This window comes from Sphingobacterium humi, from assembly GCF_009768885.1.
Taxonomy (GTDB): Bacteria; Bacteroidota; Bacteroidia; order Sphingobacteriales; family Sphingobacteriaceae; genus Sphingobacterium; species Sphingobacterium humi.
The window spans coordinates 51,729-74,775 of the sequence record NZ_WSQA01000016.1; the positions used below are offsets into that span (position 1 = coordinate 51,729).

Here is a 23,047-nt window from a genome sequence, read left to right on the forward strand (position 1 = left end):
TACAGAAACAATTGAGTACCCTTAAGAACACGTCTTACAAATAGAAGATCGACCTTTTTTTGGTGGTTAGACTCCCCGGAAATAAAACTGATATCAGACGTTAAGAACCAACAGTTGATGCCTTTAGAGCTCGTAGAAAAAATTATACTCTTGTTTTTATTAATCAAGTTCTTTTCACGATAAATAATCATTCATAAGAAACAAAAACAAAATAGTCCCGACAAAAAAATAGACCCTTGAATAATCACTGGTCTAATATTTTATTGGATTGCATTTAAAAAACAATAATAACTTTCAGAAAAAAAAGGGCAGAGCGCCCTTCCTTAAGTCTTATGATAAGCAATTAAAATCTCTCGAATTGCGAAAAAAAGAAATTCCCTTCAATTTCTGCATTTGCATCAGAATCTGATCCATGTACTGCATTAGCTTCAATGGAGTTTGCATACTTACTACGGATAGTACCTTCAGCAGCTTTAGTAGGATCTGTAGCCCCGATTAAAGTTCTAAAACTCTCAACAGCATTATCCTTTTCTAGAATTGCAGCTACGATTGGACCTGATGTCATAAAAGCAACTAGTTCAGAATAAAAAGGACGGTCCTTGTGAATAGCATAAAAACTTCCCGCTTCAGATTCTGTTAAGTGGATGTATTTCATCGCCTTAATCTGGAAGCCGTCTTTAATTATGTCGTTTAAAATTGCCCCGATATATCCATTTGCTACTGCATCCGGTTTTATCATTGTAAAAGTTTTGTTTGTAGACATTGTACTTGATTTTTTCGCAAAGTTAATCTTTCCTAAGAATATACACTAAGAATATTAATAAAACCTGAAAATATCTGGTTATTTATTATCTTAAATAGTCAAGATATTGGTCATAGGTTGGTAGTCCTAAAGAACGTTACTTTGCGTGCTATATAATTGCTGTTCCGTTTTCTTTAGTATTTTTAAAATACTTTACATTACACATCATCTACAACTTTAAATTTATCAATCGTAAAGTTCATCTAAAAGATAAATTTGGAGTACCCGATTTGATAGTGTTAGCCTAAAATATTCCTCCTTTCCAGGAGTAAATGATTGAAATCTCAAAATACTGGTAAAAGAATAACCTTGCCCTTTTAGCGTGTAGTTGTTGGATATTGAAATTATTTATTTTTTAATATTCTAATAGTCAGGATTGTAGCCTTATTTTTTTGTTATAAGATGCAGTGTAGAATTGTATTAATGATGTTTTTTGTGTCTTTTTTTGAATTCGATAAACACTAATTTTATGTTATTAACCTGGCCATCTGTAAGGCGTGTGGCGCAATGTAACCAAAAACAAATCTATGAAGAAGTACTTTATTATTCCAAAAATCATCCTTGGCATGCTTGCTGTTTGTTTATCAGCATCATCATATGCGCAAAACAGTTTACCTAAGCAAGCGAAAATTAAACCAGATGTGTTAAAAGATAAACTCAAAGGAGGTTGGGCAGGCCAAGTAATCGGTGTGACCTTTGGTGGTCCCACAGAGTTTAAATATAATGGAACGTATTTGCCGGATAATAAAGTAATTCCCTGGTTCGATGGCTACATTAAGAAAACAATGATCGAAATTCCAGGGCTTTACGATGACGTTTATATGGACTTGACATTTGTTGATGTTATCGAGAAGCATGGAATTGATGCACCAGCTTCTGATTTTGCCAATGCCTTTGCCAATGCAGGTTACACTTTATGGCATGCGAATCAAGCAGCACGCTATAATATTTTAAATGGTATGATGCCGCCAGAATCGGGACACTGGTTAAATAATCCACATGCGGATGATATTGATTATCAAATTGAAGCCGATTTCGCTGGGTTAATGAATCCAGGGATGCCAAATTCAGCATCTGATATTTCGGATAAGGTAGGACATATCATGAACTATGGCGATGGATGGTATGGTGGTGTTTATGTCGGCGCACTATATACGATTGCTTATATCTCTGATGATGTAAACTTCGTAGTGAAAGAAGCTTTAAAGACCGTTCCCGAGCAGAGTGATTTCTACAAATGTATTGCCGATGTTATTAAATGGCATGCACAATATCCAAATGACTGGAAACAAACATGGTTTGAAATTCAGAAGAAATGGTCTGAAGCGCATGGCTGTCCAGATGGAGCATTTGGTCCGTTCAATATCGATGCGAAAATCAATGCTGCCTATATCGTCTTAGGATTATTGTATGGAAATGGAGATTTCACAAAAACCTTAGAGATTTCTACACGTGCCGGACAAGATTCAGACTGTAATCCTTCCAATGCGGGTGGGGTATTAGGAACTATCTTAGGTTATGATAAAATTCCAGCATATTGGAAAATGGGTTTGAAAGAAGCTGAAGATATAAACTTTAAGTACACGGATATTTCATTAAATAAAGTTTATGAAATCGGTTACAAGCATGCCTTACAAATGATCAAGAAAAACGGAGGTAAAGTGAGCACTAAAGAAATCGTCATCAATGTGCAACAACCGAAAGCAGTTCGATACGAAAAAGCCTTTGAAGGAACTTATCCCATTGAACGCCTACTCTTTGGAAATAAATCATTGGTTTCAGAGCATGCCTTTGATTTTACAGGAACAGGCATAGTGATTAAAGGAAATGCCGTGAAAAATGCTAATATCAAAGAAGACTATACCTTCGAACTCGCGGTTTATATCGATGGAAAAGAAGTAGAACGCACAAAAATGCCGACAGATTATCACTCTAGAAAACACGATATCTTCTGGAAATACCAATTGCCCAAAGGAAAGCATAATGTGAAAGTTGTGGTTACCAATCCTAAAAAAGGATACTATATCCGGATGAGCGACGCGATTATTTATTCTGATCAGCCAGTCGACGGCATTAATTTCCACGAACATAAACATGATTAATCAAATCGAGAAAATGGACCTATGCGATTGTTAAAAGAACAACTTTATTTTATTAGTAATCAATCCAAAACCCCCTATGCTTTCAAGGTCATTTCGATGACCTTCGAAAGCCTTTTTTCGGCATAGCAGGTTAGACGTTCTAAAAAGGATTAAAGAGTTGACATAAAAAGCCGGTAATATGGATCAATGTCTTCTTGGTATGTGGACTTATCAATTACTGAAAAAATAAGTTAAACTAAAGATCTCTTATCATCAAGGTCATAATTGTTGATAGGCTACGTATTAATACTGATTTTAAATTATTAAACTATATGGATACTAGAAGAGAATTTTTGAAGAAAGCAGGGATGTTAGCTGGTGCAACGGCAGCATCTCCATTTATTCCGGAATCAATTCAACGGGCATTAGCAATTCAGGCGGCACCCGGTACAACTTTCTTAGACGCTGAGCATATTGTTTTTCTAATGCAAGAAAATCGCTCTTTCGATCATAGCCTCGGTGCGCTAAAAGGTGTTCGTGGGTTTAATGATCCGCGTATTCTCAAATCGGAAGGTATTCCAATCTGGTATCAAAAAAATAAGGAGGGCCGATATTTTACACCCTTTCATCTAGATATAGAAAAGACGAAGGCGACCTGGATGGGATCCTTGCCACATGGATGGAAGGATATGGTGGGAGCAAGAAATAATGGGAAAATGAACTGTTGGCTGGAGGCAAAGAAGGCTGGAAATGTAAACTATAAACATATGCCATTGACTTTAGGCTACTATGGTAGACAGGACTTGCCGTTCTATTATGCCTTTGCAGATGCCTTTACCGTATGTGACCAACATTTTTGCTCCTCGCTTACTGGAACAAGCCCGAATAGATCCTATTTCTGGACAGGAACCGTCCGTGAAAACCCAAAAGATGGAAACTCCACAGCGCACTTAGAAAATCACCATATGGTACATAAGGGATTGGGTTGGACGACTTTTCCAGAACGCTTGCAGGCTGCAGGTATACCATGAAAAGTTTATCAGAATGAGATCGGTTTAAATGTAGGTATGACACAACAGGAAGTTGATTGGTTGGGAAATTTTAGAGATAATAATTTAGAATTCCATAAGCAGTATCATATCAAGTGCCATCCCAATTATCAGCGTTATGCAAAAGATAAAGTGGCAGAATTAGAAAAAATCGTTGCCAAGAATAAAGAACAAGCAAAAGAAACAGATGCTAAGCTATTGGCATATCTGCAGGAATTAAAGGCCGATCTGGTTGATTTTTCAGAAGATAAATTCAATGATTTAAGTCATCAGGAGCAAGAAATACATAGACGAGCCTTTACTACTAATGTCAATGATCCCCATTATCATCAATTGAAGGTTATTGAATTTTTGGAGAATGGCGTGGAACATAAAGTACATGTGCCAAAAGGAGATCTATTCTATCAATTTAGAAATGACGTAAATAATAATAAACTGCCAATGGTTTCTTGGTTGGTCGCACCCAGTCGATTTTCCGATCATCCCGGTGCCCCATGGTTTGGTGCATGGTATGTTTCCGAGACGCTCGATATTCTGACGAAGAACCCAGAGGTATGGAAGAAAACCATTTTTGTATTAACCTATGATGAGAATGATGGTTACTATGATCATATTCCACCATTTGTGCCCGCATTGCATACACGCCCCGAGACAGGTGCTGTCCCTTCGGGAATGCGTACCGACAACGAGTTTGTCACACAACAACAGGAGCAGATTCGTAGTGCAAAACCCGATAGTAATATTGATTCTCCTATTGGCTTGGGCTTTCGAGTACCCATGGTAGTTGCCTCTCCATGGAGTAAAGGTGGTTTTGTCAATTCAGAGGTGTTTGATTTGACCTCCAGCATTCAGTTTGTCGAGTATTTTGTTGCCAAAAAGTTAGGGAAAGATGTAAAAGAAACAAATATTAGTGATTGGCGTCGTTTGGTTTGTGGAAATATGACTTCAATATTCCGCAAAGCAGAGGATAATAATCACCCTGCAATTGATTTTGTATCGCGCGATCAACATGTGAAGCGAATCTATAAGGCACGTGAACAAGCATTACCATCTGGGTTTCAGGAAGCCTCTGATGATACCCTCAATCGATTCAGAAAAGCTCCTTTATCGAGCTTAGGTTTTGAACTTGTTGAAAAGGGCACGAAACCAGCCTGTGCAATCCCATATGATATTGATGTGAACTTAAAGCTAGATCCAGAAAAAGCACGCATTCAGTTAATATTTGAAATTGCTGGAGATTTGGCCTCAACGAAGGATATTGGAGTACCATTTATAGTGAAATGTCCAATTGGTTATGGTGATAGTAAGGAGATCGACCGGATTTGGAATTTTGCAGTGAGACCGAAGGAAAAGATTATCTACAATTGGCCAATTAAAGACTTTGTTGGCGAGTTGTTTTCCCTAGAGGTTCATGGTCCAAATGGATTCTACCGTCTGTTCCAAGCGGCGAAAAATAGTGTTATTCCGGTTGTGCGTTTTAACGCCCGAAGTTTATATCAGATGGTGGAATTTAAACTTACAAAGGAAGCCAATGATTACCGTGTTAAGGATATTTATCAAGAACTCGGAACACGTTTAAAAACTAAAAAAGGACGCTCACTAACTTGGGATATTAAAAAATCAAGTAATTGGTATGATCTTGAAATATATGATCTTCAAGATCATCATATCTTATTTAAATATGCCGGTCATCAGGAGAATGGGCAGTCCAGCATTTCCGATCCATTAATGGGTGGTCTGATTCAGGGATAGCATTACAGAAGCTAATAACACGATTACTTTTCTTATTAAGCTTTACCCTTTGTATAAGATCAATTTTGACCTCGAGGATGAAGACAATGTCCTTAGAGTTGAGGCCAATCACATAAATATTGATGTTGATGAAATCATAAATTGCCTGGTTGGTCAAGGCTATAATTGTGAAAGAATAGAATAAGATAATAAGAAAAATAATGGCTTTCCGGATGAAGATTAAAGAAGAGTTACCGGAACAAACATAGTGGACAATATGATAATGGGGCCGGATTTAGGAAGATTTCACCCCCCCCCACACAGACACTCAAATTTCCTCAATGGTATTGGGATTGTTTATCCCAATGGAGTCAAAATCAGTGTGGATTACGATCTTTCCCTGATTTCTAAGCTTATTCATCTCTACTAAGTTTTTTTTACTAGGTTCGACACACTGCTTTTATCTTTCGATGGCCTATGTGGATTGATCAGTTCAGGCATGAAACGTGGGTAAAGTATACGCTGGAAAAGTATGTCCATACCATAAGAACTTAAAGGCAAGGTAAAATTGACCAATTGAACCAAAAAATAATTTTTCTAAATTATCAATAAATGAATTTTCGTTGGGTGAATTATTTTCAAATCATAGTGATGAATTACAATTTTTGATGAATTTAAAGAAGTACTTTGGAAGATCATATTTAAATAACTTATCTACTATATTAAAGGATACTGATATCACAGCAAAGGAGATGCAAAGGGTTGTTTTTGGACATTCAACAGATAATCTTGAAGCTATTTTAAAAAGGCCATTAAGTAAGTTTAGAAGTGATATTTTGAAAAAATTAGGAATATTTACAAAATAAATATGATAATTGATTTAAAATTATCCACTTTGTCAAATCCCAGCAAATAAATACTTTGAATACCTACAATCTAATTTTTTGATCATTTTGAAAGAAATTAATCTTATTGTTTCAGTTGCGTCCTAAACGATGGAAAAAATGGCGGTGGATTTATACAGCAGGGAATGCTATATTTATTTTGCTAAAAACTTCCATCGCCATGGTAAATATAAACGTATTTTCCCAGATTTTGGGTCTAATCGATCGAGACATTTTTGGCAGATTGGTTCAACAATACCAATCCGACAAGCATCATAAGGGCATCAACAGCTGGACACATTTTGTGAGCATGCTATTCTGCCATTTATCCTCTGCGGATTCGGTTCGGGACATTTCTAATGGACTCCGCAGCACTACTGGCAACATGAGCCATATGGGTATCTCCAGAACGCCGAGCAAGTCCAACCTTTCCTATATGAACGCTCATCGGGACCACGGTCTTTTCAGGGATCTGTATTATAAGCTTTTGGATCACCTATGGCAACAGCATACTCATAAAAGGCCGGAATTGCGAAGATTACAACGTAAGGTGTTTTTGATGGATGCTACCATCATTCCATTGTGCTTAAGCGTATTTGACTGGGCCAAGTTCCGTAGTGCCAAGGGAGCGGTGAAGCTACACACCGTATTGGATTACGATGGCTGCATGCCGAGTTTCGTCCATATTACCGATGGCAAACAGCATGAATCCAAAATTGCTAAGTCGATGTCATTTCCCAAAGGTTGCGTGGTTGTTGTAGACCGGGGCTATGTGGATTATGCTTGGATGAACGTTTTGGACAGCACCGGCTGTTTCTTTGTTACCCGGGCGAAATCCAACATGAAATATACCCTAGTGAAAACGGTAAAGGGTGAAGAGCTTCGTGCTGGCGGGATCCTTGAAGATCAGCTTGTTGAGCTTGGCGGACTTGCCAATCAAAGGTATGCAGGAAAGAAGATGCGTTTGGTTCGCGTTTGGGACAGCACCAAAAACGTGGAATACGAGTTCCTGACCAATAATTTCTCCTGGAAACCAGCCACCGTAGCAGCGCTCTATAAAGAACGTTGGGAGATTGAAACCTTCTTCAAGCACCTCAAACAACGGCTTAAGGTAACCAGTTTTGTGGGAACATCTGAAAATGCAGTGTACATTCAAATATGGACTGCACTTATCGGGATCCTGCTCTTTAAGTACATTCAGAAGAAAGCAAAGTACGACTGGAACCTCTCGAATCTGGTCAACTTTATCACGCTGAACATATTCGTGAAAATTGATCTGTGGAAATGGGCGGATGATCCGTTCATTTCAGGAAAACCACCTGATAAAAAAGGACAATATGTGCTCTTTTAGTAACACACATAGGATACCTTTCCAGTAATTAACCAAATTCTTCAATTGAACACAAATGGAGAAGGATTTTTTATGACAAAAAATTCATTTAGGACAGTACTGATATTTAGAATAAATTTTCTGGGATGATATTTTCAAATAAAGATCGGGACGTTAATATTGAAAAATTACTGCATTTCTATCAAAATCGATTTGCAAACAGAGAATATATCCTAGACTTGACAAATTGTACAATATTAGAGGAAATGGGGTGTACGATTTCAGATATTTTTGAATTAACTAAATCTACTCCCTATAAGTTAATGAAAGCTCCTCATGAAGATTCTAACAAATATATCCTTTGCAGAGTTTAGTAAATTTATTTTAAAGAATAGCAGATTACATATTGTAATGTTCCTTACTGCGTTATTTGTGAATTATTAATCACTTTTTTTAAAGTATAGGAATAGCAGAGAACTATTTTCTCTGCCTTATTTCCTTTTTGCCAAATCAGCATTTATACTTAAAGAATTTTCGACAAAAAATCAATTACCCACTTAATTCCGCCATTTCCTTCAAAAAAGTCCTAAAGACAATTTTTAATTTCATTTACATCCATACTTAACAATGTCTGAGTTCAAAGCCTGAAAAAGCTTAATTGTCAGTGATTTTTCTAGTTTAATTTTTCCATTTTCTAACATACAAGATAAGGTACAAGGGCAATTTGTGCTTGTGTCATCATGGAATATGGGGTTGCTTTGTATTAACAAAGGCTAAACATTGGATATTAAATAGACCATGTTTAGACTTAAAGGATTAATTAAAAAAGGAGGATCGAATGTTTTACCAAGTTACCTGGTTGCAATTTTTCACAGCCTTGCTTCTAATCTTCACCATTTATTATTTGTTAGTCTTTATACTTTTTGATTTCAAAGGTATAACGGGTGTTCTTAAACGGTTTTCCCCCAGGGAAGGTAATGACGCACCTTACACAATCGAAACCCAGGAAATTGAGGCTAATGAGGATAGCCCCCTAACAATTATCCAAGATGAGTTCGTTAGTCAGCTTCGATTCTACTTGGAACCATACAGATCAAAAGTCATTGACCATGAAAGACTCAAGTCAGTGTTAGCAGGTCTGCTGATCCAGTATCCAGAAGTGTCCAAATATCTGGGTGTACACGGTATTATAGACTTGGTGAAGGAAGAATTGTCAAAAGAACAGATTAATTACAATGCAGACCTAGATTTGGAACTTCTGCTAGGAACATGATTTTAAAAAGCCCCTCCCAAACTTCACACGCAAAGCGTATCTGAAATTGAAGTATTTGGTGACGGGCTTTTCTTATTAACTCTAAATTATTCTTATGAAATTAATTACAAAATTTTCCAAACAAAAATTTCCTGTTCCGGCGAAAAAGTATGTGATAGCACTAGCTGGACTAACAGGCATTCTTATGTGGGCATCTAGCGCTGTGGGACAGGATGGAATTGCTGGCATTAGCGCAGCAAATCAACAGGTGCGAAGTTATTTCGACGAAGGCACTAAGCTGATGTATGCTGTGGGTGCTATCCTTGGACTGATCGGAGCAGTTAAAGTATTCCAAAAATGGAACAATGGTGACCCTGATACGGGAAAGGTCGCAGCAGCCTGGTTTGGTAGTTGTGTTTTTTTGGTGGTCGTGGCTACAGTGATAAAATCATTCTTCGGAGTCTAGAATTAACTAAATATGGCAAATTCGATTTACTCTATTAATAAAGGGATCAATCAACCCTTAACTTTTAAGGGGTTTAAGGCCCATTATATTACCTATTTGGCAATAGGGCTTGTCGCCTTGTTACTCCTATTCGCTTGCATATTCATGCTCGGCATACCTTCATACATCAGCATGTCCGGGGTGCTAATTATAGGGGTGATATGGGTGCGATATATTCGCTACTTAAGTGATAAGTATGGTCAGTATGGGTATTTAAAGAAGATAGCACGAAGTCGTATGCCGGATAGCTTGCTAAATAATAGCAGAAAGATATTCATTGCCCCAAAAGAAACAGGAAAAACCCACAAAAGATGCACCGAAATATGCAGGAAATATTCCCAATTTACGACGTGGAACATGATTGTATTCTAAGTAAATCTGGAGATATCACATTGGCATTTGAAATTGATCTACCTGAAATATTTTCTCTCTCAGATTCTGAATATGAAGCATTTCACCAAACCTGGATCAAAGCAATACGCACATTGCCAGAGAGAACAATTTTACATAAACAAGATTGGTTTAATCTGGAAAATTATCCTGCCAATTTTACTTCTGAGAATCTCAGCGATTTAGATCGGTTTAGTGAGACCTATTTTAATGGCAGACCCTTCTTAAAGCATCGGTGCTTCTTGATGTTAACTCGTTGTTCCGATACTCGGACCACCATTACCTCACTAAAAAGTAGTTTAATTACAGGAAGATTCATTCCACCTCAACTACTAGATGAAAGGGTGCGAATTGATTTTGAAAGTATATCAAATCAGTTTATGCATATATTAAGTGATAGTGGCTTTGTTAAAAGTAAGCGATTGACGCGTAGTAGCATACTGAGTAGTTCAAATTCTAAAGGGATAATCGAAGGTTATTTAAGCCTGTCTCTTGATGGAAGACCAATTCAGCTGAAAGATATAACCCTCAAGGAAGAACTCAAGGTCGGAGATAGCCATTGTCAACTCTATACACTTGCTGATGCATCAAAGCTCCCCGCATTATGCGGAAGTAGGATAGACTATAGCCGATATTCAACTGATAGAGCTAAAATAGCGACCGGATTTGTTTCCACCTTGGGTCAATTACTACCCTGTAACCACATATACAATCAATTTATTTTTATAGAAAATAGGGCTAAAATAATTGAAAATTTTGAGCGTCGTGCCTTGCGACTGCAGTCCCTATCAACATATTCTAGAGAAAATTCAATAGCTAGAGATGCAACTAATGAATTCCTCAATGAAGCGGCAGGCCAACAACGCCAGCCCCTAAAAGTGCATTGTAACTTGATGGTATGGGCCCAGGATAAACAGCAACTTCAGGAAATAAAAAAACAAGTCTCCTCTGCATTCTCACAAATCGATGTAATTAGCAAAGTTGAAACCGTAGGAGCACCCCAGATCTTTTGGGCCGGAATTCCCGGAAATGCAGCAGAGTTCCCTATGAACGAAACCTTTGATACCTTCGCTTCACAGGCAGCTTGCTTACTGAATCTTGAGACAGCTACCAAAAGCTCGAATAGCCCTGTAGGAATCAGGCTTGGCGATCGGCTTACTGGAGCCCCTCTGCATGTTGATATCTCAGATGAGCCAATAAATCAAGGCATCTGTACCAACCGTAATAAATTTATCCTTGGCCCATCAGGAAGTGGAAAATCATTTTTTACCAATCACCTATTAAGAACTTATCATCAGCAGGCAAGCCACATTGTCCTAGTAGATGTTGGACATAGCTATAAAGGTTTATGTGAGATGGTCTCCGGATATTACTTCACCTACAGTGAGAAGCAACCTATAGAATTTAACCCCTTTTTCATTGACTCTGGAGAGACACTAGATACAGAGAAAAAGGAAAGCATAAAAGCTTTGTTGCTTGCGCTCTGGAAAAAAGATAACGAAACATTCAAACGTTCGGAATATGTGGCCTTATCAAATGCAATCAGCGGTTATTATAGGCATCTAGGTAGCGATCATGAAATCTTTCCTTGTTTCAATAGTTTTTATGAATATCTAAAAGAATGTTATAGCCCTCAGCTGAAAAAAGAGCAGGTAAAAGACCGAGATTTTGATATGGATAATTTCTTATACGTCCTAAAACCATATTACCATGGCGGTGAATTTGATTATCTATTGAATGCCAAAAAAAATCTAGATATGCTGCAGCAACGGTTTATCGTGTTCGAGCTGGATCAAATTAAAGATCATCCAATTCTGTTCCCTGTGGTTACATTGATAATTATGGAGGTATTTATTTCCAAGATGCGAAAATTAAAAGCTATCCGCAAAGTAATCTTAATCGAGGAGGCATGGAAAGCATTGATGAAAGATGGTTTTGCTGAATATATACAATACTTGTTTAAAACGGTCCGCAAATTCTTTGGGGAAGCGATTGTTGTGACACAGGAAGTGGATGATATCATATCATCGCCTATTGTAAAACAAGCGATAATAAACAACAGTGATTGTAAAATTCTTTTAGATCAAAGTAAATACCAGAATAAGTTCGACCATATTCAGGAACTGCTGGGGCTCACGGAAAAAGAGAAAGCACAGGTACTCTCTCTCAATCGATCCAATGAGCCATCCCTTAAGTATAAAGAAGTGTTTATTAGCCTAGGTGGTGTGGTCAGCAAAGTTTATCGCACAGAAGTTTCACTAGAAGAATATTTGATTTTTACTACAGAGCAAAAAGAAAAACTGCTACTGGAAGAATATATCCGAAAAGCTGGTGGCGATACAAGCAAAGGACTGAGAAATGCGGCTAACGCTATTCGTAATCGGGAAGTCATATTATAAAGGAAACATGAAAAAGATAAAGATTCTTCAACTATTTACGGTAGGAATTTTAGTTTTTACCCCAGTAACCAATATATATGGCCAGCTAGCGATTGCTCAAATCATTCAAGCAGGAATAAAAAGAGTAATAAAGGCTGTGGATCTAAGGATTCAACGCATGCAAAATCAAACTATTTGGCTACAGAATGCTCAAAAAGAAATTGAAAATTCATTGTCCAAACTGCGACTGAAGGAAATAGGCGAATGGTCAGAGCGACAAAAGGAGCTCTATAGCAATTATTATAAAGAACTCAACAAAGTAAAATCTGTAATAAGGTATTATCATAAGATTACCCAAATGGCAGATCTACAAAAATCCATACTTCAGGAATATAGGATTGCATGGAATAGTTTTGCTGAAGAACCCCTCTTTAACGTTTCGGAAAAAAGCATTCATTCAACAAGTTCATCAAGGGATCCTTCAAGATTGCCTGGAGAATTTCGATTTGTTATCCCTCATAGTCGAATCATTCCTTACTCAAATGTCCGATGCTGAACGTATTATTCTTATAGAACAAGCACACCAGCGGATAGAAAGAAATTACCTAGATATGAAAGCTTTTAACCAACAAAACACCATGCTCCGACTGAATCGTAAAAAAAGTGAACAAGAGGTCCAGCAGCTCCGTAAAATGTACTGAATCGATAAATAGGATAAAACAATGAAAATAAAACTTCTCCTCTTCGGGTTATTAGTGTGCCTAGGACAGCTGTCCAAAGGACAAACCACCGCGGAATGGCTTAGACAGAAAAGTACACAGGAACGGTACTTAATCCAACAGATTTTAGCAAACGGTTTTTACAAGGATTATCTTAAAAACGGATATAGCATTATTCAGGCGGGGCTAAAATCAATAGGAAGCTGGAAGGAAGAAGAACATAACTTCCACCGGATTTTCTTTGATAATCAACGCTACGGTATGATGCGTGTCATGGAAGAAAATCAGAAGAAGAAATTCTATCGACTCGGGCGTCAATTCACAATATTATTGCAGAAGTCAGCAATACTGGCAAGGGATGGCATTCTTCTAAACCAAGAGAGATTTTATGTTCAACAGGTATTATATCGATTTGCAACTGCTAGTAAAATATATTATGACAAGCTCAATATTTCGTACTCAGATCCTCAGATTTCGATGAATGATCGTCAACGGATGGATTTCATAAATAGATTATTATCAGAGGTTGAGGATGACCTAATCGCTTTAAAAAAATTCACTCAACAACTTAATATCCTGATAACCAGTCGGAAAGAGGAAAGAATAGAAACGATTCATCTAAGAAGACTACTAACGGAGGAGAGTTATGAAGAATAAATTCTTATGGATCTTATTACTAATGATTTTTCAGATCCCAATAAAGGCTTTTGCGCAGAAGCACGAGGTCAAGCAATTGCTATTGAATGTAGAGAAATTAGCACAATTCAAAGAAATTTTGCAAGAGATGAAAAGAGGATATAATATCCTATTGAAAGGTTATGGGACAGTTAAAGATATTACCCAAGGGAATTTCTCTTTGCATCAGACCTTTTTAGATGGTCTGCTCCAGGTCAGCCCGGTAGTAAAGAATTATCAAGGAGTCTCGGAGCTGTTGAGGCTACAGGTTCAATTACTACAGCAGACTAAACGATCCTATTCTACTTATAGTATGAGTGACTGTCTCGATCCGCAAGAGCTGCATTATATCAGTCAAGTCCATGCTAGGCTCTTAAAGGAAAGCCTTAACAGCTTAGAACAACTCGCCGTTCTGCTAGCCCATGGTAGCCTTAGGATGAGTGATGCCGAGAGGATTAAGGCTATTGATGCACTCTTGGAAGAGCAACAACAAAGGCAGATAACATTAAGTGCATTTGATTCGCAGAGCCAGCTCATCATACTTCAGCGACTTAAGGAATTCAATGACGTGCGTACAATGAAACGGTTGATTCGCTAATAGCTCCATTAATAAAATATTCTTATGAGAAAATTATCATCAGTCTTGTTCCCACTCACCTTAATGCCATTTGTAGGCTTATCTCAAGATTTAACTGGAGAAATAGCAAGCCTTCAACAAGTGCTCAATCAACTCTATCAGGAAATGATCCCGCTCTGCAGTGGATTGATTGGCGTAGGACAAGCAATAGCTGGCTTTGCCGCTCTATGGTATATTGGATTACGCATATGGCGTCATATTGCGCAAGCGGAGCCAATTGATTTCTATCCTTTATTTCGCCCTTTCGTTCTAGGATTCTGTATTGCTTTCTTTCCGGCGATAGTGTCTCTTATCAATGGCATTTTAGAACCGGTGGTTAAAGCCACTACACAGATGGTTGGCAAATCTGATAAAGCAATAAATGAACTCTTGCGCCTAAAAGAGGAACAAATAAAGACAACCCAAGCTTGGCAAATGTATGTAGGCTATGACGGAGCTGGAGATAGGGATCGCTGGTACAAGTATACCTATGATGAAGCACCATCACAAGAAGGGGTGCTCGAAGGTGTGGGCAATGATATCAAGTTCGCAATGGCCAAAGCCTCCTATGCCTTTCGAAATAGTGTGAAAGAATGGCTGAGTGAAATCTTAGCAATTCTCTTCCATGCTGCAGCTCTTTGTATTAATACCCTGCGAACTTTTCAACTTATCGTTATGGCTATACTTGGGCCATTAGTATTTGGATTGTGCGTCTTTGATGGATTCACCCATTTACTCCATAGCTGGCTAGCTCGATACATACAGGTGTTTCTTTGGTTGCCTGTAGCTAATATTTTCGGAAGTATAATCGGCCGCATCCAAGAGAACATGCTCAAAATTGACCTAACCCAGATTCAAGAGGTTGGAGATACCTTTTTCAGCCGTACCGATATGGCTTACCTCATCTTCTTAATTATAGGTATCGTGGGATATTTTACAGTTCCTGCTGTGGCCAGCTATATTGTAAATGTTGGAATGGGTGATGCTTACAGCAGGTTAGTATCCAACACCTTCACTACAACGGCTAGTGCCGGTGCAGCAGCAGTAGGGGGAGCGGCAGGGGCAACCATAGTGGGAGCGCAGCAAACAGTTAATCATATGGCCAGCTCATTCCGAGGAACAGCAGAGCCCCATAAACTGGACAGCGCAACTAAAAATGATTCCTATTTCATGAGCGAAAGAATGAAAGGAAATTCCTGAAATAATTAATAGATATGTTCAGCAAAATTAAAAATATGGATACCGCATTTCGCCAGCTTCGGAATGTTGTTGTTTTAGTCATCGTCTCAAGCCTGCTGCTTTTAATCGTAAGCATGACTCTAGGTTACCGCCTATTGTCTAGAACCCAGGACCGTATATACGTGCTGGCAAACGGTAAGGCCTTCCAGGTATTTGCCTCCAGTACTAGAGATAATATTCCTGTGGAAGCTCGAGAGCATATAAGAAGCTTCCACCAGTATTTTTTCACCCTTGACCCTGACGAGAAAGCAATAACGCACAACCTACAGAAAGCATTATACCTGGCCGATTTAAGTGCAAAGCGAATTTATGATGATCTGCAGGAAAATGGTTTTTACGCCAGCGTAATTTCAGGGAATGTAAATCAGACTATCCTAGTAGACAGCATTCAGGTCGACATAGAAGGGTATCCACATAAATTCCGATGCTTCGCAACCCAGCGGATCGTAAGACCTAAAAGCTTAACTATGCGAGAGCTGGTCACCGAAGGATACTTACGACGGATTTCAAGAAGTGACAACAACCCACACGGCTTTCTCATCGAACGCTGGCGAACCATAATAAACAGAGATCTCTCTACTAAATCTAGATACTGATGAAAAAACTAATGTTCTTAAATACTAGCCAATTGAAGAGGATAGTTGAAAAGAAACTTCCTGTTGTCATTAAGGCTAACTACAGTAAACCGCTGCTTAGAATATCCTTAATGCTCAGCTTCTTGATCCTGTTGGTCTATAGCCATTTATTTTTTACCAGCACAAAAATGTACGAACCCATTATTGTGGAGACTCCCAAACGAAATGGAATTCACAGTTTTTTCCCCGCTATGAATTCTGTTCCTAAAGCGGGACTGGAATACCTCCGAATCCAACAATTCTGCCAATACATGGATAGTCTAAGCCATTCGGTAGCAGGGAGATCCAAACTCGATAGCATCATGAAGAAACATCCGGGATTACTAGATAGTGCCAAATTAATATTGTTTAACTATAAAATACTTGAGCATGAATTTTAAAAAATATTTCTTTAAGCCCATTACAAAGAACAATAGAAAACTTTTATTGGTCCTTCCAATCCTCTGTTTGCCCTTTATCTGTTTGATATTTTGGTCATTGCGATTAGCGCCTTCCTCCAAGCAAGGCGTTCAAGATGAATCAGAGGGTCTCCTACAACTGCCTTCAACCGATCTAAACAAAGAACGGGAAATGTCCAAATGGGATCTTTACCGTAATGTTGATAAAGATAGTGCGGACCAGCAGAACAGCTTTGAGAGCATTTTGGGTAGGTGGGGAGAGCGGATGGAGGAGGTATATCCTGCCGGTGACCAATATGCTGCTCAAACCCCACAATTCCAAGGGTATGAAAAGCAGCTGTATGATAAATTGGCTGAACTTGACCGTAGCCTAAACCAAGTGCACGATTCTGATTTGCACGGTAAGGATTTACCGATAAAAAAACATATAGAAAATTCTCAGCTGAATGAAGTCAACTATGAAGCTTCATTATCTGCACCTCATCTTTCCAATGCCCCAATGCCTTTGTCACAGCATGACCCTGAAATAGAACAGCTAAATATCATGCTCGATAAGATAATCAAAATCCAAGGACCAACAGAACCCCAAGATGTAACGAACATTCAAGAACCCCAAAGGAGGCAAAGTGATAATGGCAATATGAACTCTACATTGATCTCCCAAGTCGACCGAGACTCACTCAGCGAAACTGCTTTCAATTCCACAACATTTTCCTTTTCCCATCAATCTAGAAACGCCGTTTCCGCAGTAGTACATGGAAATCAGACTGTGGGAAATGGCTCAACTTTAAAGCTTAGGCTACTTGATGACTGTCAGATAAGAAACTTAACCGTACCTAAAGGCAGCTTTGTGTACGGTACGGTTCAAATTACTGGAGAGAGAATGCGCGTAAGTGTGAACCAGATTAACCTTGCAGGTCACATTATATCCACTAAGCTCGATGTGCATGACATGGATGGAATTCCAGGGATCTACCTGCCGGAAATGCTCGAAAGAGATGTAATCGTTAATTCTGCTGACCAGTCGGTTCAGTCTTTAGGACTTGGACACAATATGCAGTCTGCCATAGTAGCAGAAGCAGCCAATGCCGGTATCCAAGTTGCAAAATCTCTCTTTTCCAAAAAAGCTAAATTGATAAAAGTTGAACTTGGGTCAGACTACCGCATCCTACTTAAGGACATATCAAACTTCAAATAATCATCAATTATGAAAAAAATAATTATAATCCTGGTTTTTTTGCTTTCGATAAAAGCGATGCTGTGCTACGGGCAGCCTCACCAACCAACGAAATTTCATATTCATCACGATACCCTAAAGATCAATGAGAATCAGACCACCAGTGTTCTCTTCGGACGTGAAATCGTTCAGATCGATCGTGGAAGTGCAGAGATTCTCGCTCAACGTTCTGCAGTAGCCTCAGATCTTTTACAGATAAAATCAGTAAAAGCTAATTTTAAACACACCAATCTTTCTGTGCTGTGCGATGATGGTACTCTGCATGTCTTCATGGTTTGCTATGCACATCAACCTACTCGGATGGCTTTGGAAATCGACACCTCCTTAAAACCAGCTTCCATAGATACCCTAGACAACAATCAAGAAGCCTTTCGCAATTTTGCTTATCTGGCCATACAAAATTTCCAACCGAACATATCCATAAATACCGAATACCAAAAGATAGCGGTCCAACTGAATGGAATCTATATCAATAAGGACCATATGTATTTCAATTTTACATTGACAAACAAAAGCTATATACCTTTTGATGTTAGCCGACTAGCCCTCCATATGTGCGACTCCAGGCGCGCAAAACGTGGAGCTTTCCAAGAGATAGAAGTCCCCCCCCTATATATTTTAGGAGATGCTAAACGCCTAAATAGCCGATCAAAGAAGTCGGTTGTTATGGTCACAAGTAAATTGACCTTAAGTAAAGTAAAAGAATTAAGGCTGCAACTGTGGGAGGATAACGGTGCTCGGCACCAACAACTCATTATCAAAAATAAACACCTACTAAAAGCTACACCATTATAATAAATTTTAGAAAGGAAAAATCCTATGAACCAGAAAAACTATGAATACCTCAAGGATCAGCTATTGTATAGCGGGTTTGGAGAGGGGATGGATTCAAACCTACAGAAGGCCATGAAAAGAGGAAAAGATCAATTTACTTTGAATTTTAAAAAAGAGGACGACGCAGAACGAATTGCAGCTCAGATTAGGTTTTCTCGATCTAAACAATCTGATATGTATTTCTTTAACGCTTATGATTTGAAGGTAACCAACAAATCCACACAGAAGGAACTCAAGCAACGCTTCTATGTGAATGGAAGAGATCGCTTTACACTCAAAGAAGCTTATAATCTAATGCATGGAAGAGCTGTTCATAAAGAGCTAACAAGCAAAGATGGCGATCGATACCGAGCATGGGTTCAGCTCGACTTTAAGACCATGGATTTGGAAGGTAACAAAAAATTCCGCCAATTTCATGATAACTACGGCTTCGACCTAGATAGAGAGCTGAAAAAGTTTCCTATCCAAGAGCTACAATATGAAGATAACAAAGCATATCTTATCTCCTCACTTCAACGTGGGAATAGGCATGAGGTAACCTTCCTTTTAGAACAGGGACCAAGAAACGTATCTATAGAGGCAAATCCTAAATTTAAATCAGTGGCTATATACGATGGTCAGATGCGACTGGAGTTTGTATCTGAAAACCTAAACCAAAGAGCTGAAATAAAATCGCAAAATCAGTCTAATAAGATTGATCCGGAAGAACTAAAGAATCACCACGCAGATAAAACGCAAAATAAAGGAAAAAAGATATAACGACAATAGATGGACAGATCTGAGGTAATTAATATTTTACAACACTTTTTTCTAAAATCCAGCAAAGACCCAAGAATAGGAAAATCTCACTTGGCAGTATTTATTGCTGTTTTTGAGCGATGGCACAATAAAGAGTACTGCTCTCCATTTCGAATGTTCGCTAATGAAGGTGCTCGAGCAGCAAGGGTTTCATTGGGCACCTATTACCAATGCATTATTGATCTAGATGCTCATGGATATCTTCGTTACCTCCCATCATATCGAAATGATCAAGGTAGCCAAATATCATTTGGCCCGTTCTAAACAGTATGCTTTATCTGCATCAAATTTAAAATGGGCCAAAATTTGTCCTTTATGCCTATATATTCAGAATCTGAAAAGATAAAATTTGCGGGTGAATTATTTACTTCTGAATTGAGGATATTATAAAAAACTCATTTATAGTGGGGGCTTAATAATATTTTTTAAGGATGTCGATGACTTTTTCTTTCTTCTACCCCACCAAATAATGAAACCTGTAATGGGCAAGGAGGTGCCAATAACGCCGGCTAAGAATGTGGAGAACTTACCAAACTGGCCCCACCATTGCCCCATATGTAATTGCCAAATAGTATTCTCCACTTTTTCATGGATGGCATAAGGCCTCTGAATAATTAATTGTTCACCTGTATACTTATTGTATGCAACAAAATCTAAATTTTCTGTACTCTTTAGACCTGATATCCCAAGATTGATTACATATGCTCCGACCTTATCTAGATTATAAACCCATATTGCAGCATTCTTCTTGTCTGGGTGGTCTTGTAATGCTCTATAGGCGAAGCTTGCGATATCCAAAGACGGCATATTAGCAACCGCTTCCGGTAGGCTTTCCTCTAAATGACCCGACGAACCTCCCAAAGATTTGCTAATTATTTCGCCAAATGAATGAAAGAAAATCATAATGCCCGTTAAACTTAGGATAAAGCATAATAGGAGCGAGTAAAAGCCATAGACATTGTGTAAATCGTAATTTAATCGCTTGAACTTAGATTTCCATTTTATGGTAAAGGAATCTTGAACCGATTTTTTGTTCCACCTTTTAGGCCACCAAAGTATAAGACCGGTAATACAACCCAATAGAAAGATAATAGTAGAGATTGTAACAATCCAGTGTCCAATTTTACCTGCTAATAAAGATGCATGAAGATGCGCGGTAACATAGAAAAAATGAGCATAATGATCAACATGTAATACCTCAGCAGTGTAAGGGTCTACATAAAGAAATGTTAGTTTTCTACTGTCTTTATGAAAAGCCCGAATACGAATGCTGCGATTTGGTTCTTGAAAAAAGACAAGCTGAGAAAGCTGGAATTTTGGATCTAAACGATGCACGGAGGAAATAATCTCTTCGGCTGTGGCTTTTTCCTTTCCAATCGTTACATATTTTGCCTCGCCAGCATTAAATTCCAAAATTTCATCACAGTAAACTATGAGCGTACCAGAAAGACATACAATTACTAAGATGATTCCAGAAACAAGGCTCGGCCATAAGTGAAGCCATGCATTCAATCTAGAAAACAAAGTCCTCCCCTTTTTTTTAGGTGGAACTTCACTTGGTGCAGCACGCCCTGTTGACCTTAATTTAAAATCTTTCATATCTTTTAATTGATGAGACTGGGCAACCTGCGCTGCCCAGAAAATATTATTAAGGGTATTTACTAGAACTTAAATGATAAATTCGCTAAGATCTCAAAAGGCTTTTGTGGCTTGCCGTAAAAATCCCAATATTTGATGTCTCCTAAATTATTCAACTTTATACCAAGGCGGTATTTTGGCTTATCGTAGAAAGCGGTCGCATTTATAACTGTATAAGAAGGTACAGCAAATACTTCCTGAACATCTAAATACACTTTGTCGACATAGTTTAATCCAGCACCTAAACCGAATCCCTCAAGACTTCCATTTAAGAACTTATAAGAAGTCCAGATGTTGGCCACATTTTTTGGGGCCCAGTTTTTTCGTTTGTTCATGTTAGATTCAATGCTTTTAATATATTTATTATCATTATAGCCATACCCTAAAATAATATTCCATCCCTTAATTGGATTAGCAATTAAATCAAATTCGACACCTCGACTTCTTAATTTCCCATCCTGAACACTTACCCCCTCAGCAACTAATCGTAATGTATTAGTAACATCAATATTGTAATAACTTAGACTGGTGTTGATTTTTCCATTAAAGAATTCTCCTTTTGCCCCAAGTTCATATTGGTTTGCTTGTTCTGGTTTCCAATTCATGATAACTGGCTCAAGACTTAAATCTTCGTCACTCGGTAAGCCTTGAGATGAGGCCATATTTTTAAAACTATTCATGTAGTTTGCAAATATGGAAAGCTGACCTTTAATTGGTTGGTATACAAGTCCAAATTTAGGTGATAATGAAGTCTGCTCATATCCCTCAACGGTTTTTCCAATAGCTTTTTTGGGGTCCTTATTTGGTGTGAAACTATAAGAGTCATTGTTCATGTAATGGTTTAAACTCAAACTCAGCATCACAAATAGCTGATCTGAAATGTTAGTAACATTAGATAAATAGGTGCTTAAATTCTTATAACCTGTTCTATTATATGAATCCCCTGAACTTTGAGCTGCACGAGATTTTTCTATGTCAGCTCGTGAAATAGGCTGCCAAAAAGGATCTGTAATACCTACCGTATCAAATGTCAAGAAAGCTGGTGACATACTTTGATCCGTATTATTGTAAAGTGAATAATCAGCTCCAACGACCATCGTATTTTTTATTTTACCAAGGAAGTAATCACCAATGAAATTTTGTTGTAGGGAATTGTACGTCATGTTGTAGCGATCGAAAATACGATAGCGACGGAGAATTTGATTGTCATTTAGATAAGTGGGTACAAAGAAGATAGATTCCTTATCCCCACTTTGATTAAATTGGTAAGAAGTTCTGGACACCCATCGTTCAGATAGTTTATATTCCAATTCAGTGCTTATATTCATATTTGCGCGTGAGGTGGTAATATCATCACTTAATAAAGCACGGTGGTATGGTAAAGGTACCTTATCCATAGTGCCGTAGCTTAATTTCTCAGTACTTCTTATGTAAGCCAATAATGTTTTTTCTGGAACATTAACATCCGCATCAAAACTCACAGTAGTTCGGTCGTTTGGTTTAAAAAGCAAACTACCAGCGAATCCCAATGCTTTTTGTTTTCCGGCATCTTGGAAACCATTTTGAGTACTTCCCATTATATTAAATCTTGCCAGAGCAGTACGGTCAGAGTTTAACGGAGTATTTATGTCTGCTGTAATACGATTCATTCCCCAACTTCCGGTCGTATAACCAACCTCTCCCCGGAAAGATTCGAAAGGTTTTTTTGTAACCGAATTAACTACACCGCCATATGATGTCACCTGGGCACCAAACAATGTTGCAGAGGGGCCCTTTAATACTTCAATTCGCTCTATATTGAAAATTTCGTTCGCTGTCCTCGGGTTACTGGGCAGCCCATTTATTTAGAATAATTA

The 23,047-nt window shown here is 38.2% G+C and carries 21 protein-coding genes; 18 read left to right on the forward strand and 3 right to left on the reverse strand.

The annotated features are described in order from the left end of the window. Positions 1–343: 343 nt before the first annotated feature. A complete protein-coding gene (locus GQF63_RS17575; protein WP_160370557.1) occupies positions 344–763 on the reverse strand; it encodes a nucleoside-diphosphate kinase in 420 nt (139 codons plus the stop codon). Positions 764–1,329: 566 nt separating this feature from the next. Here GQF63_RS17575 and GQF63_RS17580 point away from each other — a divergent pair. The 18 genes from GQF63_RS17580 to GQF63_RS17660 all read left to right on the forward strand — a co-directional run bounded on the left by GQF63_RS17580 (position 1,330) and on the right by GQF63_RS17660 (position 19,514). Beyond that, positions 1,330–2,904, forward strand: coding sequence for an ADP-ribosylglycohydrolase family protein (locus tag GQF63_RS17580; protein WP_160370558.1), 1,575 nt, complete (start codon positions 1,330–1,332; stop codon positions 2,902–2,904). A 311-nt stretch (positions 2,905–3,215) separates the two neighbouring features. Further along, the gene (locus tag GQF63_RS19735; protein ID WP_212592640.1) at positions 3,216–3,914 is read left to right on the forward strand and encodes an alkaline phosphatase family protein; all 699 of its coding nucleotides are present in this window, start codon (positions 3,216–3,218) and stop codon (positions 3,912–3,914) included. Positions 3,915–3,950: 36 nt separating this feature from the next. Further along, positions 3,951–5,684 carry an alkaline phosphatase family protein gene (locus GQF63_RS17585; RefSeq protein ID WP_212592641.1) on the forward strand — a complete coding sequence of 578 codons (1,734 nt, stop codon included), beginning with the start codon at positions 3,951–3,953 and terminating at the stop codon, positions 5,682–5,684. Between the two features lie 602 nt (positions 5,685–6,286). After that, a complete protein-coding gene (locus GQF63_RS17590; RefSeq protein ID WP_212592642.1) occupies positions 6,287–6,529 on the forward strand; it encodes a hypothetical protein in 243 nt (80 codons plus the stop codon). 199 nt (positions 6,530–6,728) lie between these two features. Beyond that, positions 6,729–7,898, forward strand: coding sequence for an IS4 family transposase (locus GQF63_RS17595; RefSeq protein ID WP_160370560.1), 1,170 nt, complete (start codon positions 6,729–6,731; stop codon positions 7,896–7,898). A gap of 817 nt (positions 7,899–8,715) precedes the next feature. After that, positions 8,716–9,150 carry a hypothetical protein gene (locus tag GQF63_RS17600; RefSeq protein ID WP_160370561.1) on the forward strand — a complete coding sequence of 145 codons (435 nt, stop codon included), beginning with the start codon at positions 8,716–8,718 and terminating at the stop codon, positions 9,148–9,150. Between the two features lie 94 nt (positions 9,151–9,244). Beyond that, a complete protein-coding gene (locus GQF63_RS17605; protein WP_160370562.1) occupies positions 9,245–9,595 on the forward strand; it encodes a DUF4134 domain-containing protein in 351 nt (116 codons plus the stop codon). A 12-nt stretch (positions 9,596–9,607) separates the two neighbouring features. Further along, complete coding sequence (locus GQF63_RS20000) at positions 9,608–10,006, forward strand: DUF4133 domain-containing protein (RefSeq protein WP_160370563.1); 399 nt, start codon at positions 9,608–9,610, stop codon at positions 10,004–10,006. Beyond that, complete coding sequence (locus GQF63_RS17615; RefSeq protein WP_246163605.1) at positions 9,958–12,423, forward strand: TraG family conjugative transposon ATPase; 2,466 nt, start codon at positions 9,958–9,960, stop codon at positions 12,421–12,423. The genes GQF63_RS20000 and GQF63_RS17615 overlap by 49 nt, the downstream gene beginning before the upstream one ends. Before the next feature lie 7 nt (positions 12,424–12,430). Next, positions 12,431–12,958, forward strand: coding sequence for a hypothetical protein (locus GQF63_RS17620; protein ID WP_160370565.1), 528 nt, complete (start codon positions 12,431–12,433; stop codon positions 12,956–12,958). A gap of 166 nt (positions 12,959–13,124) precedes the next feature. Then, the gene (locus GQF63_RS17625) at positions 13,125–13,778 is read left to right on the forward strand and encodes a hypothetical protein (RefSeq protein WP_160370566.1); all 654 of its coding nucleotides are present in this window, start codon (positions 13,125–13,127) and stop codon (positions 13,776–13,778) included. Further along, positions 13,768–14,394: a TerB family tellurite resistance protein gene (locus GQF63_RS17630; protein WP_160370567.1), complete on the forward strand. Its 627-nt coding sequence runs from the start codon at positions 13,768–13,770 to the stop codon at positions 14,392–14,394. Before GQF63_RS17625 ends, GQF63_RS17630 begins: the two co-directional genes overlap by 11 nt. A gap of 24 nt (positions 14,395–14,418) precedes the next feature. Then, positions 14,419–15,612, forward strand: a complete 1,194-nt coding sequence (traJ, locus tag GQF63_RS17635) for a conjugative transposon protein TraJ (RefSeq protein ID WP_160370568.1) — start codon at positions 14,419–14,421, stop codon at positions 15,610–15,612. A 35-nt stretch (positions 15,613–15,647) separates the two neighbouring features. Then, a complete protein-coding gene (traK, locus tag GQF63_RS17640) occupies positions 15,648–16,247 on the forward strand; it encodes a conjugative transposon protein TraK (protein ID WP_246163607.1) in 600 nt (199 codons plus the stop codon). Next, the gene (locus GQF63_RS17645; protein WP_160370570.1) at positions 16,247–16,666 is read left to right on the forward strand and encodes a hypothetical protein; all 420 of its coding nucleotides are present in this window, start codon (positions 16,247–16,249) and stop codon (positions 16,664–16,666) included. Before traK ends, GQF63_RS17645 begins: the two co-directional genes overlap by 1 nt. Next, positions 16,656–17,882, forward strand: a complete 1,227-nt coding sequence (gene traM / locus GQF63_RS17650; RefSeq protein WP_160370571.1) for a conjugative transposon protein TraM — start codon at positions 16,656–16,658, stop codon at positions 17,880–17,882. The genes GQF63_RS17645 and traM overlap by 11 nt, the downstream gene beginning before the upstream one ends. Positions 17,883–17,891: 9 nt before the next feature. Beyond that, positions 17,892–18,716 carry a conjugative transposon protein TraN gene (traN, locus tag GQF63_RS17655; protein ID WP_160370572.1) on the forward strand — a complete coding sequence of 275 codons (825 nt, stop codon included), beginning with the start codon at positions 17,892–17,894 and terminating at the stop codon, positions 18,714–18,716. A 24-nt stretch (positions 18,717–18,740) separates the two neighbouring features. Next, the gene (locus GQF63_RS17660; protein WP_160370573.1) at positions 18,741–19,514 is read left to right on the forward strand and encodes a hypothetical protein; all 774 of its coding nucleotides are present in this window, start codon (positions 18,741–18,743) and stop codon (positions 19,512–19,514) included. 438 nt (positions 19,515–19,952) lie between these two features. On the opposite strand, the gene GQF63_RS17665 is transcribed toward GQF63_RS17660, so the two are convergent. Both GQF63_RS17665 and GQF63_RS17670 read right to left on the reverse strand, forming a co-directional pair. Further along, positions 19,953–21,152 (reverse strand): PepSY-associated TM helix domain-containing protein, encoded by a 1,200-nt coding sequence (locus GQF63_RS17665; RefSeq protein WP_160370574.1) that lies wholly within the window; start codon positions 21,150–21,152, stop codon positions 19,953–19,955. Between the two features lie 62 nt (positions 21,153–21,214). Next, on the reverse strand, positions 21,215–22,840 hold the full coding sequence (locus GQF63_RS17670; RefSeq protein ID WP_160370575.1) for a TonB-dependent siderophore receptor: 1,626 nt from the start codon (positions 22,838–22,840) through the stop codon (positions 21,215–21,217). Positions 22,841–23,047 lie beyond the last annotated feature (207 nt).